This is a genomic window from Ruegeria sp. ABF4_144 (assembly GCF_056160045.1).
Window position 1 is genome coordinate 761,219 of record NZ_JBSWWK010000001.1, and the last position, 13,445, is coordinate 774,663.

The following is a 13,445-nucleotide window of genomic DNA, read 5'->3' on the forward strand; positions in this document are numbered from 1 at the left end:
GAGGGACGCTGATGGCACACGCTAAAAACCACGATTATCACATTCTGGCCCCGTCGATCTGGCCGCTCTTGGGCGCAGTCGGCGGCTTTGTGATGCTGTTCGGAGCTGTCCTCTGGATGCACGGCATTACCTCGTTCATGTTCTGGATGGGGCTGGTGGCGGTTCTCTACACCATGTTCGCCTGGTGGTCCGAAGTGGTGGCCGAAAGCCGCGCCGGCGATCACACACCGGTTGTTCGTATCGGCCTGCGCTATGGCTTCATCCTGTTCGTGATGTCCGAGGTGATGTTCTTCTTTGCCTGGTTCTGGTCGTTCTTCAAACATCGCATGTACCCGATGTACGACTATGCTGGCACCGAATACATCCAGCCGGATATCCACGCGGTTGATCCGTTCCACCTGCCGCTGATCAACACACTGGTTCTGCTGCTGTCGGGCTGTGCGATCACCTGGGCGCACCACGCTCTGGTTCATAACAACGATCGCAAAGCGCTCGTGCAGGGTCTGGCCATCGGCATCGTTCTGGGCATCGCGTTTACCTTCCTGCAGGCGTTTGAATACTATGAATTGCTGGCGCATGAAGGCTGGAAGTTCGGCGGCGACCAGTTCTATTCGAACTTCTTCATGGCAACTGGCTTCCACGGTGCGCACGTGATCATCGGGACGATCTTCCTGTCTGTCTGTTTGATCCGAGCACTGCGCGGTGACTTCACCCCCGAAAAACACGTCGGATTCGAGGCTGCGGCTTGGTACTGGCACTTCGTGGACGTTGTCTGGCTGTTCCTGTTCTTCGCCGTCTACATCTGGGGCCAAGCCCCGCTGATGTAACGCCGATCAGGCTGTTCAATTGCAAAAGCCGCCCTTCGGGGCGGCTTTTTCTCAATCAGGACGCAAGATTGCGCCCGATACAATTGCGTGGTTGCAATTCGGGTCGCGCGCCCCTTAACAAGACGCCGGTTTCTGCAACAAGGTTTGACCCCAACATGCGCCGCATTCTGTTCTTGCTGACCTTCGGCCTCGCCGGTTTGGGCGTGTTGCTGTCGCTGGGCGTCTGGCAGGTGCAGCGCCTGTCGTGGAAGCAGGATGTGCTGGCGGATATCGAAGCCAGGATCGAGGCAGAGCCTGTCGGCCTACCACAAAACATCGCACCGGAACGTGACAGATATCTGCCAGTTAAGCTTGCCGGAGATATGGAACCGGGTGAAATCCACGTTCTGGTCTCGGTCAAGCTGGTAGGGGCGGGGTATCGGATCATCCAGTCCTTCAGCACGGAAGATCGGACTATTCTTGTAGATCGGGGGTTTGTGCCGACGACGGCCAAGCAGGCTGATCGCCTGACCGGTCCGATGGAGGTCATCGGTAACCTTCATTGGCCGGACGAGATCGACAGCTACACCCCCGAACCTGATATCGACGATAACATCTGGTTTGCCCGTGATGTGCCCAACCTGGCGGCCGCCTTGGGGGCCGAACCGGTGCTGCTGATCGCCCGTTCGGAAACAGATCCGGGTGTGACGCCTCTGCCAGTGGATACGGCAGGCATTCCCAACGATCACCTGCAGTATGCAATCACATGGTTTGGTCTGGCTCTGGTCTGGGCCGCGATGACCGGTTATTTCCTGTGGCGCAACCGCGCCCCTTCTGAGAGTGAAGAGCAATGAAGTACATCTCGACCCGCGGCCAAGCGCCAGAACTGACGTTTGAAGAGGCGATGCTGACCGGGCTGGCCCGGGATGGCGGACTGTATCTACCCGCCGAGATCCCTGTGATGTCGCGCGACGAGATCGCAGCGCTCGCCGGTCTGCCCTATGAGGAAATCGCCTTTCGGGTGATGTGGCCCTATGTCAGCAGCTCGTTCGCCGAGGATGAGTTCAAGGCGATCATCGCCCGCGCCTACGACGGGTTCGGCCACGATGCCCGCGCGCCGCTAAAGCAGCTGAACGAGAACCACTTCCTGCTGGAACTTTTCCACGGGCCGACGCTAGCCTTCAAGGACTTTGCCATGCAGTTGATCGGCCAGCTGTTCCAGGTGGCTCTGAAACGGCGCGGTGACCGGGTGACCATCGTCGGCGCAACCAGTGGTGACACGGGCTCGGCTGCCATTGAGGCGTTTCGGGGGCTGGACGCGGTGGACGTGTTCATCCTGTTCCCGCATGGCCGCGTGTCCGAAGTGCAGCGCCGCCAGATGACGACGCCTGCGGACGGCAATGTTCATGCTCTGGCTGTGGACGGAGACTTCGACGATTGTCAGGCCGCGCTGAAGGACATGTTCAACGATTTCGACTTCCGCGATGGTGTGAAGCTGGCGGGTGTAAACTCGATCAACTTTGCGCGGGTCCTGGCTCAGATCGTCTACTACTTCTCGGCGGCGGTTAGCCTTGGTGCTCCGCATCGCAAGGTGAGCTTCACGGTGCCGACCGGTAATTTCGGCGATATCTTCGCGGGCTATCTTGCCAAACGCATGGGCCTGCCCATCGACCGTCTGGTGGTGGCGACCAACCAGAACGACATCCTGCATCGCTGCTTGTCGGACGAAGGGTATTTCAAGGGTGACACCATCCCCTCGATCAGCCCGTCGATGGATATTCAGGTCAGCTCGAACTTTGAGCGTGCGCTGTACTATGCCTATGGCGAGGATGGTGGTGCCGTGGCTCAGTTGATGGATGAGCTCAAGAATGGTGGTTTCAACGTCAGCCAGGGCGCAATGGAAGCGCTGCGCGAAAGCTTCGACTCGGGCCGTGTGTCTGAGGATGAAACGCTGGAGACCATTAAGCACACGCTCGCCCACAGTGCAGAACTGGTCTGCCCCCACACTGCAGTTGGCATCAAGGTCGCCGAAGAGCATCGCGCCGCAGACGTGCCGATGATAACTCTGGCCACCGCGCACCCCGCGAAATTCCCTGAAGCGGTCGAGAAGGCCAGCGACGTGCATCCGCCTCTTCCATCCCGCATGTCTGATCTGTATGAACGTCCGGAACGGGTGACCCGCATTGCCAACGATCTGGGTGCCCTTGAGGATCATATCAGAAGGCATATCGCTGAGTGACAGTCAGACAAGACCAACTGAAGAACGGCTTTCGTATCGTCAGTGAACATATGCCGGGGCTGCAATCTGCGGCCATCGGCATCTGGGTGACCGCCGGCGGGCGGCATGAGCGGATCGAACAGAACGGCATCGCGCATTTTCTTGAGCATATGGCGTTCAAGGGAACTGAGCGTCGTTCGGCATTGCAAATCGCCGAGGCGATCGAGGATGTGGGCGGATACATTAACGCCTACACCTCGCGCGAGGTGACGGCCTATTACGCGCGCGTTCTGAAGGACGACGTGGCGCTCGCGATGGATGTGATTGGCGACATCGTTTTGAACCCCGTCTTTGACCCGCGCGAGATCGAAGTCGAGCGCGGCGTGATCCTGCAAGAGATCGGTCAGGCCTATGACACGCCGGACGACGTGATCTTTGACTGGCTACAGGAGCAGAGCTATCACGATCAGCCTTTGGGCCGCACCATTCTTGGCCCAACCGAGCGGGTAAGTGCTTTCTCGCGTGAAGATTTGTCGGGATTCGTGGCCGAGCATTATGGCCCCGAGCAGATGATCCTGTCAGCCGCAGGTGCCGTGGATCACGATGCGCTGATGAAGATGGCCGAAGAAATGTTTGGTCATCTGCAGCCGCGCAAGGGGCTGATCCCTGACGCGGCTCGATTTACAGGCGGTGAAGCGCGGCAGGAGAAAGAGCTGGAGCAGGCTCATTTCGCGCTGGCGCTGGAAAGCCCCGGCTATCGTGACGATGCGATCTATACCGCTCAGATATACTCTACCGCTTTGGGTGGTGGTATGTCCTCGCGCCTGTTTCAGGAAGTGCGCGAAACGCGCGGGCTCTGCTACACGATATTTGCGCAAACCGGGGCCTATGCCGATACCGGGACGACCACGATCTATGCAGGGACGTCGGCCGAACAAGTCGCGGAACTGGCTAGTATCACCATCGACGAGATGAAGCGCGCTGCCGAGGATATGAGCCCCGAAGAGGTCGCCCGCGCGCGCGCTCAGATGAAGGCCGGGATGCTAATGGGCCTGGAAAGCCCGTCGAATCGGGCGGAACGTCTGGCGCGGCTGGTGCAGATCTGGGGTCGGGTGCCCTCGCTTGAGGATACCGTTGCCAAGATCGATGCGGTCAGCACCGAGGACGTGCGCGCCTTTGCCGAAGCCATGGCCGTCAAAGCCCCGGCGGCGCTGGCGCTGTACGGTCCGGTTTCGGGCGCCCCCACTTTGGCGGAACTGCAGGAGAGGCGTGCGGCGTGATGCTTCTGGGCAGACGCAAGCTGAAACTCGAAACCGAGCGCTTGAGCTTGCGCCCGCCCGTGCATTCGGACTTTAACGGCTGGGCGGCGTTACGGCGTTCCTCCAAGGAATACCTGACTCCGTGGGAGCCGGTCTGGGCCAAGGATCATCTGAGCCGCAAGTCCTTCACCAACCGGGTCTATTGGGCACAGAGATCGGTGGCGAGCGGTACTGCGATTCCCTTGTTTCTGTTCCGTCGCGAAGACGATATTCTGGTAGGTGCGATCACTCTGGACAACGTCCGCCGCGGCCCGGCGCAAGCAGGGACTCTGGGCTACTGGACCGGTGAGGCTTTTGCGCGCAACGGCTACATGCGCGAGGCGATCGGAGCAGTGGTGCATCACGCCTTTACCCGTCTGGACCTGAGTCGGATCGAAGCCGCCTGTCTGCCCGAAAACAAGCCCTCACGCGGCTTGCTGGAAAGCTCGGGTTTCAAATACGAGGGCGTGGCTCAGTCGTATCTGCAGATTAACGGGCGGTGGCGAACGCATGTCCTGTATGCCAGCCTACGGTCGGACCGACGCGGGAAAACCGACGCGGGGTAGGGGGTTCTGCCACCGTCGCGGCAGGCCGCGACTCCCTAGGTTGTTTTCGGCCGGATGAACAAGGGGCATGACATGAGGGCGATCTGCGCTACACTTCCGTCATGCGCTGGATAGTTGCGGCATTGATGGTGATCTCGGGCGGGGCTGCGGCGCAGGAGCGGCGGTCGAGCCATTGTATCGCCATCGCCGATGCCGCGCCGGGTATTGAGTACATTCACAAGGCTGCTTGGCAGGATCCCATCCCCGACTATTCAGTGCGGATCAGCTATATTGCTCACGCCTCGTTCCTAATCCAGACGCAGGGCGGGTTGAACGCGGTGACCGATTTCACTGGCTTCATCGGCAGCGCTGATCTGATCCCGGACGTGGTGACCATGAACCACGCCCACAGCACCCATTGGACGGCCCATCCCGATCCGGCCATTCCGCATGTGTTGCCCGGTTGGGGAGAGTTCGGGCAGGGCATCGAGCATCACCTCGATTTGGGTGAGATGTTGGTGCGCAATGTCTCGACCGATATCCGGTCCCCCTATGGTGGGGTTGAAGAACGTGGAAATTCGATTTTTGTGTTTGAGATCGAAGGGCTTTGCATCGGTCATCTCGGCCATCTGCACCACGTGCCTTCGGACGAACAGTTTGCCGCTTTGGGGCGGTTGGATGTGGTGATGGCTGCAGTGGATGGCGGCACGACCATGCCGCTTCCCGACATGATCTCGGTTTTGAAGCGGCTGAAAAGCTCGGTGATCATCCCGATGCATTGGTTTTCAGGCTTTTCGCTGGACCGGTTCCTGGTTGATATCCGCAATGACTTTCCTGTCGAACGCGATGGCGCTTCCGAGTTGACCGTATCGCTTCAGACACTTCCGGACCGACCCACGGTGGTGGTGTTGGAGCCGCGCTATCTGATTGAATTGGAATAGGGCTTGTCGCGGTCGTGCCGCTTGGGCAAGGAATGGGTATGACACTGAATCCTGCCAATGAGACCTTTGCCAATCTGATCCGCGCCAACCTTGGTGACGATATCCTGCGCCCCGTCACAGAGCGATATCTGGAAGAACCGCGCCGCCGGTTTGCCGGGCATGCGGGGCTGCTTGCCCTGCCGCGAACGGTTGAAGAGGTAGCCGGGCTGGTGCGGTTAGCTTCGGACACGCGGGTGCCGGTGGTGCCCTATGGCGGTGGCACCGGGCTGGTGGGCGGTCAGGTCATGTCCGATGGGCCTGCGCCGCTGTTGATCTCTCTGGAACGGATGACGGCGATCCGGGCGGTATATCCGACTGAGAACATTCTGATCGCCGAAGCGGGTGCGATTCTGGCTGATGTGCAGGCCGCCGCTGAGGAGACGAACCGGCTGTTTCCTCTGGCGCTGGCGGCGCAAGGGTCATGCCGGATCGGCGGGAACCTGGCCACCAATGCTGGTGGAGTTAACGTGTTGCGCTATGGCAATGCGCGCGACCTGTGCTTGGGGCTTGAGACGGTTTTGCCGAATGGAGAGATCTGGCACGGTCTCAGCCGTCTGCGTAAAGACAATACCGGATATGACCTTCGCAACCTGCTGATCGGGTCCGAGGGCACGCTGGGGATCATCACCGCGGCTTCTCTGCATCTGTTTCCACGGCCCGAAGCGGTGGGGACGGCGATGGTTCAGGTCACCTCGCCTGAGGCGGCGATTGAGTTGCTGGCGTTGGCGCGGGATCAGTTGGGTGATGGCATCAGCACGTTTGAACTGATCCACCGGCAGGGCCTGCAATTCCTCACCGAGGTGCTGCCGGAAGTGCGGCAGCCCTTTGCGGCGCAGCCCGAATGGTGCGTGCTGATCGAACTGGGATTGTTTGCTGGCCACGTGCCGTCCACGGCACTGGAAACGCTCTACGCCGCAGCGGACAACGCCGGCCTAGTCGGCGACGCCGTCATAGCGCAAAGCGAGGCGCAGCGTGCGGACCTCTGGGCCGTGCGCGAACGCATCCCCGAGGCGAACCGCTTGATCGGGTCGGTATCGAGCCACGATATCTCTGTCCCTATCTCACGGATTCCCGAGTTTATCGTTCGTGGCGCCGAAGTCGTGGCGGCGCTTGGTCCGTTCCGCATCAATTGCTTTGGGCATCTGGGGGACGGCAATCTGCACTACAACGTGTTCCCTCCTAAGGGTCATGACCGATCGGAATTCGACGGTCTGAGGCAGAACGTTAAGTACGCTGTGCACGATCTGGTGCACGCGTTTGGTGGGTCCGTCAGTGCCGAACACGGGGTCGGACGACTAAAAACCGGCGATCTTGAGAAATACGGCGATGCGACAAAGCTGGCGGCCATGCGCGCCATCAAAACCGCGCTGGACCCGTTGGGGATCATGAATCCAGGCGCGGTTTTGAGGTAGTGACGCGGCCCCTGGCTTGTGCCGGGCCGCGCCTGGGCGATTACGACCCTGGCAGGATGACCTTGTCGATGACGTGGATCACGCCGTTCGAGGTCTCGATATCAGCCTGCACAACGTTGGCGTCATTCACCATCACGCCGTTGTCCAGATCAATGGTGATGTCCCCGCCCTGAACTGTGGCAGCGGTCATGTCGTCGGACAGATCGCCTGACATCACTTTGCCCGGTACCACGTGATAGGTCAGCACTGCGACCAGCTGATCTTTGTTCTCGGGCATCAGCAGCGTTTCTACTGTGCCTTCAGGCAGCGCCGCGAATGCTTCATCTGTGGGAGCGAAGACAGTGAAAGGGCCTTCGCCTTTCAGCGTGTCCACGAGGTCGGCGGCTTGCACGGCGGCCACCAGGGTTTCAAAGCTGCCGGCACCAACGGCGGTGTCGACGATATCCTTCGAGTGGCCATCTGCGAATGCGGATGTGCCAACGATCAGGCTGGCCACACCAGCGAAAGCGAGCTTGCGAAACATGATACAAATCCCTTGTTGGAATGCCTCATATGGCATCAACAGCGATACGCGTGATCTCCACAATAAGATCACTGAATGTGTCTATGAGACTGGGTTGAAATAAAAGTATCCCGCGCTAAGCCAGTGCGAAATCCAATTTCCACTCACGTTTTTGTGAAGAAAAAGGGGTTAAAGCCCTTCGAACTCACACAGAATATGCACGTCCATACCCATCTCTTCCAGCACCTTGCGGCCGCCCAGTTCCGGCAGGTCGATGATGAAGGAACACGAGACGATCTCACCCCCCAGCCGTTCTATCAGCTTGATCCCGGCAGCGGCCGTGCCTCCGGTGGCCAGCAGGTCATCGACCACAAGGATTTTTTCACCCGGCTGAATGGCATCATCATGGATTTCGACAATGGCCTCACCGTACTCAAGCTTGTAATCCTCGCTGATGGTGGTGCCGGGCAGCTTGCCCTTTTTGCGGATCGGGACAAAGCCGACGCTCAGCTGGTGGGCAATCGCGCCACCAAGGATGAAGCCGCGCGCCTCAAGGCCGACGACCTTGTCGATCCGCTCGCCCGCATAGGGATGCAGCATCTGGTCGATCGCCATGCGGAACCCACGCGGGTCAGCAAATAGGGTGGTGACATCCCGGAACATGATCCCTTCGTGCGGGAAATCAACGATGGTTCGGATGTAATCCTTGACCGACTTGTTTCTGGACATGGCCAACCCCTTTGGCGTCAAAACACGCGGGCGTGTTTGGCCCATTGGGGTCAGCCTTGCAAGGAAAGATTACTACCAGCTTACTTGCGACGTCGCGAAATTGAGTTCGGCAGGCTTTTGTAGCGATACAGCGCGGCGGGCAGCCACGACAGATGCGGTTTGCGCCAGTTGCGCTGGTCTCGCAAAAGAAATGCCTGAGCAGCATGAAGGTTCATTGCCATGTTCCCTTTTTTATTGTTAGGTGCTCGATAACTACAACTTCTATGCTATGTATATACAATGCATCGCAAAAAGAATCAAGAGCTGGACAGGGAAAAGACGCGTGGGAAAGAAAGACGGTATGGGGTCTACCAAGAAAAACAGTCAGTTGGTCTTGCGTCTGGACAAAGATGAGCGCGACGCTTTTGTTGAGCTGTGCAAGGAGTTGGATACCTCAGCTGCGCGGGAAATCCGTCGGTTCATCCGTGGATTCATGAAGGAACACGCCGAGGATTGATCCTCAGGCCGGGCGACGCAGGACGGCGGTCGCTACCCCCATTCCGATCAGAGTCAGCCCTCCGAACCGGGTCATCGCGGTGATGACACCGGCCCGTCCGATCATGCGGCGCAGGCGGTCCGCAAGCAGGGCATAGGCCAGAGCGTTTAGCCAGGCGAGGCCGACGAAAGTTGCGATCAGGATAGCGAATTGTGGGCCCAATGGGTCCGCCGGGCGCAGGAATTGCGGCACGAAGGCTATGAAAAACGCGATGGACTTCGGATTCAGCGCCGTCACGGCGGCGGCGTGGCCAAAGACGCTGCGGGCCGTGACGTCGCGCCCAGTCTCAACTGTCTGTAATCCGCCTTCCGGCGCGCTGCGCAACAATTTGATACCGAGCCACACCAGGTAGGCCGCGCCCACCCATTTCAGCACCGAAAACAGCGTGGCCGAGGCCAGTACCAGCGCCCCCAAACCCAGCAGCGAAGCGGTCATTGCCACCAGATCCCCAACCGCGACTCCGGTGGCCGAGGCGACAGCGACGCTGCGCCCTTTCGATAAGGCATAGCTAAGCACCAGCAGAACGGTCGGTCCAGGGATCAGGAGCAAGGCGGTCGATGCGGCCACAAAGGCCAGCCAAAGGTCGAGGGACATGGGCGTTCCTGTTTTGAAATCGCCCTTACCAAGCCCCGGTGTGGCGACAAGGTCAAGCCTTTCGTGAATTGCGAGGCTGTTCTGTTTCCGCGGATTAATCGAAGGGGTGCGAGCGCCGGTCAGATAAAGATATTGTTAAGGCTTCTACATGTTCCTTGAAACAAGCTTCTGGCATTCCAAACTCAGGTAAATTGAGGATTGGAGGCTATCGTGTCGCAGACGCATCCCGACTATTCGAAAGTGTTCGAAGACATGTCCCGGTCGAAAGCCGGACGGTTGAGACGTGTTCTGATCCTTTTCATCCTGATTGGTGGCGTGATTTACGCCGGGATCGTAGGTTACATGTACGCAAATCAGGATACGCTGCTTTACAAACCCTCGGGCGAATTGCCGGACCCCAAGGCTGTCGGTCTTGCAGATGTTGAGGTAATCAAGGTCCCAATGTCTGATGGGGTGGTACTAACCGCATGGACCGCGCCGCCAGCGACCGAGGGTGCGCCGACGGTTCTGTTCTTCCATGGTCAAAGCGGAAACCTGGGTGACCGTGCAGACCGTATGCGTGAAATCCTCAACAGTGGTTTCGGCCTGCTTGCACCCAGCTATCGTGGCTTTCCGGGCAGTGGGGGTGAGCCCTCGGAGTTGGCGTTGATCTCGGACGGGATTACTCTGTTTGATCGTTTGGACGCAGAAGGCTCGAACATTGTTTTGCATGGCCAGAGCTTAGGCACCGGCATTGCGGCTGCGGTGGCCGAAGAGCGCCCGAATGCGCAGTTGCTGGTGCTTGAGGCACCGTTTACGGCAACTGTGGACGTTGCGGCTGAGCGCTATCCGTTTCTGCCGGTCTCGCTCCTGATGAAGGATCAGTTCGCCACCCGGGACTTGATCGACAGCATCACCGTGCCAACCCTGATCTTCCACGGCACCGAGGATGAAACCGTCCCGCTGCATCACGGTGAGGCACTGGCTGCGATGTCTGGGGATAGTGCCCAATTGCACGTCATCCCGGGCGGAACCCATAGCGATCTCTGGTCGCATGGGCTTTGGTCTGAAGTGCAAAACGTGCTTGGGCAGCAGCCCGGTTAGAGAATCCGACCGGCAACTGCATCCAGCTTGGCCAGTAACGCCGGGTCGCGTTTTTCCGGTGCCGTCAGGATAGCATATTCCAGCGCCCGGTCGCAGCCATGGGGGCAGGGTTCGCGCTCAGCTCCCAACAGATCGGGCAGACCTTTGACCAGCGCGCGGCCTTTCTCGGCATTGCCAGTCAGCGTGGCGATGATTGCGGTCACGTCAACCTCGCCGTGGTCCGGGTGCCAGCTGTCATAGTCGGTAACCATAGCGATCGAGGCATAACAAAGCTCGGCCTCGCGGGCGAGTTTGGCCTCGGGCATGTTGGTCATGCCGATCACGTCACAGCCCCATTGCTCGCGATACATCTTCGATTCCGCAAGTGATGAGAATTGCGGCCCCTCCATCGCCAGATAGGTGCCGCCACGGTGAATGGTGATGCCCGCAGCTTTGCCCGCGGTTTCGCAAGCATCCGACAAGCGCGGGCAGGTCGGGTGCGCGACGCTGACATGAGCGACGCATCCAGTGCCGAAAAAGCTCTTCTCGCGGGCAAAGGTCCGGTCGATGAACTGGTCCACGATCACGAAGTCCCCCGGCGCCATATGCTCGCGGAATGACCCGCAGGCAGAAACTGAGATCACATCCGTCACCCCCAGCCGCTTCAGCGCGTCTATATTGGCACGATAGGGCACGTCGGTCGGAGAATGCACATGGCCGCGGCCGTGGCGGGGCAGGAACGCCATTTCGACACCGTTCAAGGAACCGGTCAGGATTTGGTCCGAAGGATCTCCCCATGGCGTTTCAACAGTCACCCATTCCGCGTTCTCCAGCCCGTCGATATCGTAAATGCCTGATCCACCGATGATGGCGATTTTGGTCTGGGTCATGGCTGTGCTCCGCAAGAAAAAAATCCGTTGGGGAATTTCTGCGGGGCGGCAGAGGATTTGGCAAGTGGCTTCAACGGTTTGTGTTGGGCGCTGGTCCGGTATGCGTCAGACGCATATCAGGGTCCCGCCTGACGCGGTATCTCAGGTGGGGTTTGACCGCTAAAAGGCCCCTTTCGCGCGAACAAAAACTGACCGACAGGACCGCCCCATGCCCCGAGCCATGCTGGCAAGCTTTGCCAATCGTATAGCCAAACCCGATTTGCGTTGGGTGCCGGACGAGGGGCTGACTGCTTCACGTTTGCGGATCGAGCTGCTGTCCGGTCTGACCGTGGCCCTGGCGCTCGTGCCCGAGGCGGTGGCTTTTGCCTTTGTTGCTGGGGTGCACCCGCTGGTAGGTCTTTACGCGGCCTTCATGGTCGGTCTGATCACAGCGCTGATCGGCGGTCGCCCGGGCATGATCTCGGGTGCGACCGGAGCGCTGGCGGTTGTGATGGTCGCGTTGGTGGCCGAGCATGGAGTTGAATACCTTTTCGCGACCGTTGTGCTGATGGGTATCCTGCAGGTGATTGCCGGAGCCATGCATTGGGGACGGTTCATACGTCTGGTGCCGCATCCGGTGATGCTGGGCTTTGTGAACGGTCTGGCGATCGTGATTTTCCTGGCGCAATTGGGCCAGTTCAAAGTGCCGGGTACCATGGAAAACACCGGCCATGGCGTTGGTGGGGGCGAATGGCTCTCGGGCATGCAGCTCTATACTATGCTGGGGTTGGTTGCGCTGACCATGGCGGTGATCTGGGTAATGCCGCGTATCACACGCATCATTCCCGCACCGCTGGCGGGAATTGTGGTTGTGGCCGCGCTGGTGATTGGCTTTGGACTGGAGGTCCCGCGTGTCGGCGACTTGGCCTCAATCGAGGGCGGACTGCCCGCATTCCACATCCCAATGGTCCCGCTGACCTGGGAAACCTTTGAAATTATACTGCCCTACGCAGTCATTCTGGCCGCCATTGGCCTAATTGAATCGCTGCTGACCCTGAACCTTGTGGGCGAAATCACCGGCAAGCGCGGCGGAGCCTCGCAGGAGTGTATCGCGCAGGGCGTCGCAAACGTGGCCACCGGTTTCTTTGGGGGTATGGGCGGTTGTGCGATGATCGGTCAGTCGATGATCAACGTAAAATCCGGTGGTCGTACGCGGATTGCGGGCATCGCAGCGGCGCTGTTCCTGCTGATTTTCATCCTGTTCGCTTCACCCCTTATCGAACAGATCCCGCTGGCTGCGCTGGTCGGGGTGATGTTCATGGTGGTCATCGGAACCTTTGCCTGGAACTCGTTCAAAATCCTGCGCAAGGTGCCGCTCACCGATGCGTTCGTGATCGTTCTGGTAACCGTTGTGACTGTGATGGAAGACTTGGCAGTTGCTGTGGTGGTCGGTGTCATCGTCTCGGCGCTGGCCTACGCCTGGAACAATGCCAAGCGTATTCACGCCGTTACCCGCGACTCTTCGACGGAAAAAGGTGCGAAAGTCTACGAAATTCAGGGCCCGCTGTTCTTTGGCTCATCTGAAGGATTTGTTGAGTTGTTCGATGTGCCCAACGATCCAGAAACTGTGATCGTAGATTTTGCCGAAAGCCGCGTGGTCGATCAGTCGGCGCTGCAGGCAATTGAGAACGTCGCCGCCAAATACGAGGCCGCGGGCAAACGCGTCATGCTGCGCCATCTCAGCCGGGACTGCCACAAGTTGCTAAACAAGGCCGGACACTTGATGGTCGATAGCGATGATGACCCGGATTACGAGTTGGCCGTCGATTATTCAGTCCGCACGGGTATCCTCGGCGGTCACTGATTATTGCGAGACTCAGCCTCGCGCTCTGGGA

15 protein-coding genes are annotated in these 13,445 nt (G+C 59.2%); 10 read left to right on the forward strand and 5 right to left on the reverse strand.

Features of this window, described 5'->3' with window-relative positions; genetic code table 11:
* Window positions 1-11: 11 nt before the first annotated feature.
* The 7 genes from ACXAGD_RS03940 to ACXAGD_RS03970 all read left to right on the forward strand — a co-directional run bounded on the left by ACXAGD_RS03940 (window position 12) and on the right by ACXAGD_RS03970 (window position 7,259).
* A complete protein-coding gene (locus tag ACXAGD_RS03940) occupies window positions 12-827 on the forward strand; it encodes a cytochrome c oxidase subunit 3 (protein ID WP_475208620.1) in 816 nt (271 codons plus the stop codon).
* A gap of 155 nt (window positions 828-982) precedes the next feature.
* On the forward strand, window positions 983-1,660 hold the full coding sequence (locus ACXAGD_RS03945; protein ID WP_475208621.1) for an SURF1 family protein: 678 nt from the start codon (window positions 983-985) through the stop codon (window positions 1,658-1,660).
* On the forward strand, window positions 1,657-3,045 hold the full coding sequence (gene thrC, locus ACXAGD_RS03950) for a threonine synthase (RefSeq protein ID WP_475208623.1): 1,389 nt from the start codon (window positions 1,657-1,659) through the stop codon (window positions 3,043-3,045). The genes ACXAGD_RS03945 and thrC overlap by 4 nt, the downstream gene beginning before the upstream one ends.
* Complete coding sequence (locus ACXAGD_RS03955; RefSeq protein WP_475208625.1) at window positions 3,042-4,304, forward strand: M16 family metallopeptidase; 1,263 nt, start codon at window positions 3,042-3,044, stop codon at window positions 4,302-4,304. Before thrC ends, ACXAGD_RS03955 begins: the two co-directional genes overlap by 4 nt.
* Window positions 4,304-4,888, forward strand: a complete 585-nt coding sequence (locus tag ACXAGD_RS03960) for a GNAT family N-acetyltransferase (RefSeq protein ID WP_475208627.1) — start codon at window positions 4,304-4,306, stop codon at window positions 4,886-4,888. Before ACXAGD_RS03955 ends, ACXAGD_RS03960 begins: the two co-directional genes overlap by 1 nt.
* A 101-nt stretch (window positions 4,889-4,989) precedes the next feature.
* Window positions 4,990-5,808 (forward strand): MBL fold metallo-hydrolase, encoded by an 819-nt coding sequence (locus ACXAGD_RS03965; RefSeq protein WP_475208628.1) that lies wholly within the window; start codon window positions 4,990-4,992, stop codon window positions 5,806-5,808.
* 38 nt (window positions 5,809-5,846) lie between these two features.
* Window positions 5,847-7,259 carry an FAD-binding oxidoreductase gene (locus ACXAGD_RS03970; protein ID WP_475208629.1) on the forward strand — a complete coding sequence of 471 codons (1,413 nt, stop codon included), beginning with the start codon at window positions 5,847-5,849 and terminating at the stop codon, window positions 7,257-7,259.
* Between the two features lie 40 nt (window positions 7,260-7,299).
* On the opposite strand, the gene ACXAGD_RS03975 is transcribed toward ACXAGD_RS03970, so the two are convergent.
* From ACXAGD_RS03975 to ACXAGD_RS03985, 3 genes are all read right to left on the reverse strand, one after another.
* Complete coding sequence (locus tag ACXAGD_RS03975; RefSeq protein WP_475208632.1) at window positions 7,300-7,782, reverse strand: fasciclin domain-containing protein; 483 nt, start codon at window positions 7,780-7,782, stop codon at window positions 7,300-7,302.
* A gap of 168 nt (window positions 7,783-7,950) precedes the next feature.
* Window positions 7,951-8,490 carry an adenine phosphoribosyltransferase gene (locus tag ACXAGD_RS03980; RefSeq protein WP_475208633.1) on the reverse strand — a complete coding sequence of 180 codons (540 nt, stop codon included), beginning with the start codon at window positions 8,488-8,490 and terminating at the stop codon, window positions 7,951-7,953.
* A gap of 80 nt (window positions 8,491-8,570) precedes the next feature.
* The gene (locus ACXAGD_RS03985) at window positions 8,571-8,711 is read right to left on the reverse strand and encodes a hypothetical protein (protein ID WP_475208635.1); all 141 of its coding nucleotides are present in this window, start codon (window positions 8,709-8,711) and stop codon (window positions 8,571-8,573) included.
* A 101-nt stretch (window positions 8,712-8,812) separates the two neighbouring features.
* Between ACXAGD_RS03985 and ACXAGD_RS03990 the strand changes: the two genes are divergently transcribed.
* Window positions 8,813-8,986, forward strand: a complete 174-nt coding sequence (locus tag ACXAGD_RS03990; RefSeq protein ID WP_475208637.1) for a hypothetical protein — start codon at window positions 8,813-8,815, stop codon at window positions 8,984-8,986.
* Between the two features lie 3 nt (window positions 8,987-8,989).
* Here the strand turns inward: ACXAGD_RS03990 and ACXAGD_RS03995 are convergent, their stop codons facing one another.
* On the reverse strand, window positions 8,990-9,619 hold the full coding sequence (locus ACXAGD_RS03995) for a LysE family translocator (protein ID WP_475208638.1): 630 nt from the start codon (window positions 9,617-9,619) through the stop codon (window positions 8,990-8,992).
* 210 nt (window positions 9,620-9,829) lie between these two features.
* Here ACXAGD_RS03995 and ACXAGD_RS04000 point away from each other — a divergent pair, with 210 nt between their 5' ends.
* Window positions 9,830-10,702, forward strand: coding sequence for an alpha/beta hydrolase (locus ACXAGD_RS04000; RefSeq protein WP_475208639.1), 873 nt, complete (start codon window positions 9,830-9,832; stop codon window positions 10,700-10,702).
* Here ACXAGD_RS04000 and ACXAGD_RS04005 read toward each other — a convergent pair.
* On the reverse strand, window positions 10,699-11,571 hold the full coding sequence (locus tag ACXAGD_RS04005; RefSeq protein WP_475208640.1) for an S-methyl-5'-thioadenosine phosphorylase: 873 nt from the start codon (window positions 11,569-11,571) through the stop codon (window positions 10,699-10,701). The two genes, ACXAGD_RS04000 and ACXAGD_RS04005, sit on opposite strands and share 4 nt — an antisense overlap.
* A 208-nt stretch (window positions 11,572-11,779) precedes the next feature.
* On the opposite strand from ACXAGD_RS04005, the gene ACXAGD_RS04010 reads away from it, so the two are divergent.
* Window positions 11,780-13,414 (forward strand): SulP family inorganic anion transporter, encoded by a 1,635-nt coding sequence (locus ACXAGD_RS04010; protein WP_475208641.1) that lies wholly within the window; start codon window positions 11,780-11,782, stop codon window positions 13,412-13,414.
* Window positions 13,415-13,445 lie beyond the last annotated feature (31 nt).

Bases quoted from the DNA above. Each gene is read 5' to 3' on its own strand.
- ACXAGD_RS03940 (WP_475208620.1), top strand. From the start codon at position 12: ATGGCACACGCTAAAAACCACGATTATCACATTCTGGCCCCGTCGATC.
- ACXAGD_RS03945 (WP_475208621.1), top strand. From the start codon at position 983: ATGCGCCGCATTCTGTTCTTGCTGACCTTCGGCCTCGCCGGTTTGGGC.
- thrC (WP_475208623.1), top strand. From the start codon at position 1,657: ATGAAGTACATCTCGACCCGCGGCCAAGCGCCAGAACTGACGTTTGAA.
- ACXAGD_RS03960 (WP_475208627.1), top strand. From the start codon at position 4,304: ATGCTTCTGGGCAGACGCAAGCTGAAACTCGAAACCGAGCGCTTGAGC.
- ACXAGD_RS03965 (WP_475208628.1), top strand. From the start codon at position 4,990: ATGCGCTGGATAGTTGCGGCATTGATGGTGATCTCGGGCGGGGCTGCG.
- ACXAGD_RS03970 (WP_475208629.1), top strand. From the start codon at position 5,847: ATGACACTGAATCCTGCCAATGAGACCTTTGCCAATCTGATCCGCGCC.
- ACXAGD_RS03975 (WP_475208632.1), bottom strand. From the start codon at position 7,782: ATGTTTCGCAAGCTCGCTTTCGCTGGTGTGGCCAGCCTGATCGTTGGC.
- ACXAGD_RS03980 (WP_475208633.1), bottom strand. From the start codon at position 8,490: ATGTCCAGAAACAAGTCGGTCAAGGATTACATCCGAACCATCGTTGAT.
- ACXAGD_RS03985 (WP_475208635.1), bottom strand. From the start codon at position 8,711: ATGGCAATGAACCTTCATGCTGCTCAGGCATTTCTTTTGCGAGACCAG.
- ACXAGD_RS03995 (WP_475208638.1), bottom strand. From the start codon at position 9,619: ATGTCCCTCGACCTTTGGCTGGCCTTTGTGGCCGCATCGACCGCCTTG.
- ACXAGD_RS04005 (WP_475208640.1), bottom strand. From the start codon at position 11,571: ATGACCCAGACCAAAATCGCCATCATCGGTGGATCAGGCATTTACGAT.
- ACXAGD_RS04010 (WP_475208641.1), top strand. From the start codon at position 11,780: ATGCCCCGAGCCATGCTGGCAAGCTTTGCCAATCGTATAGCCAAACCC.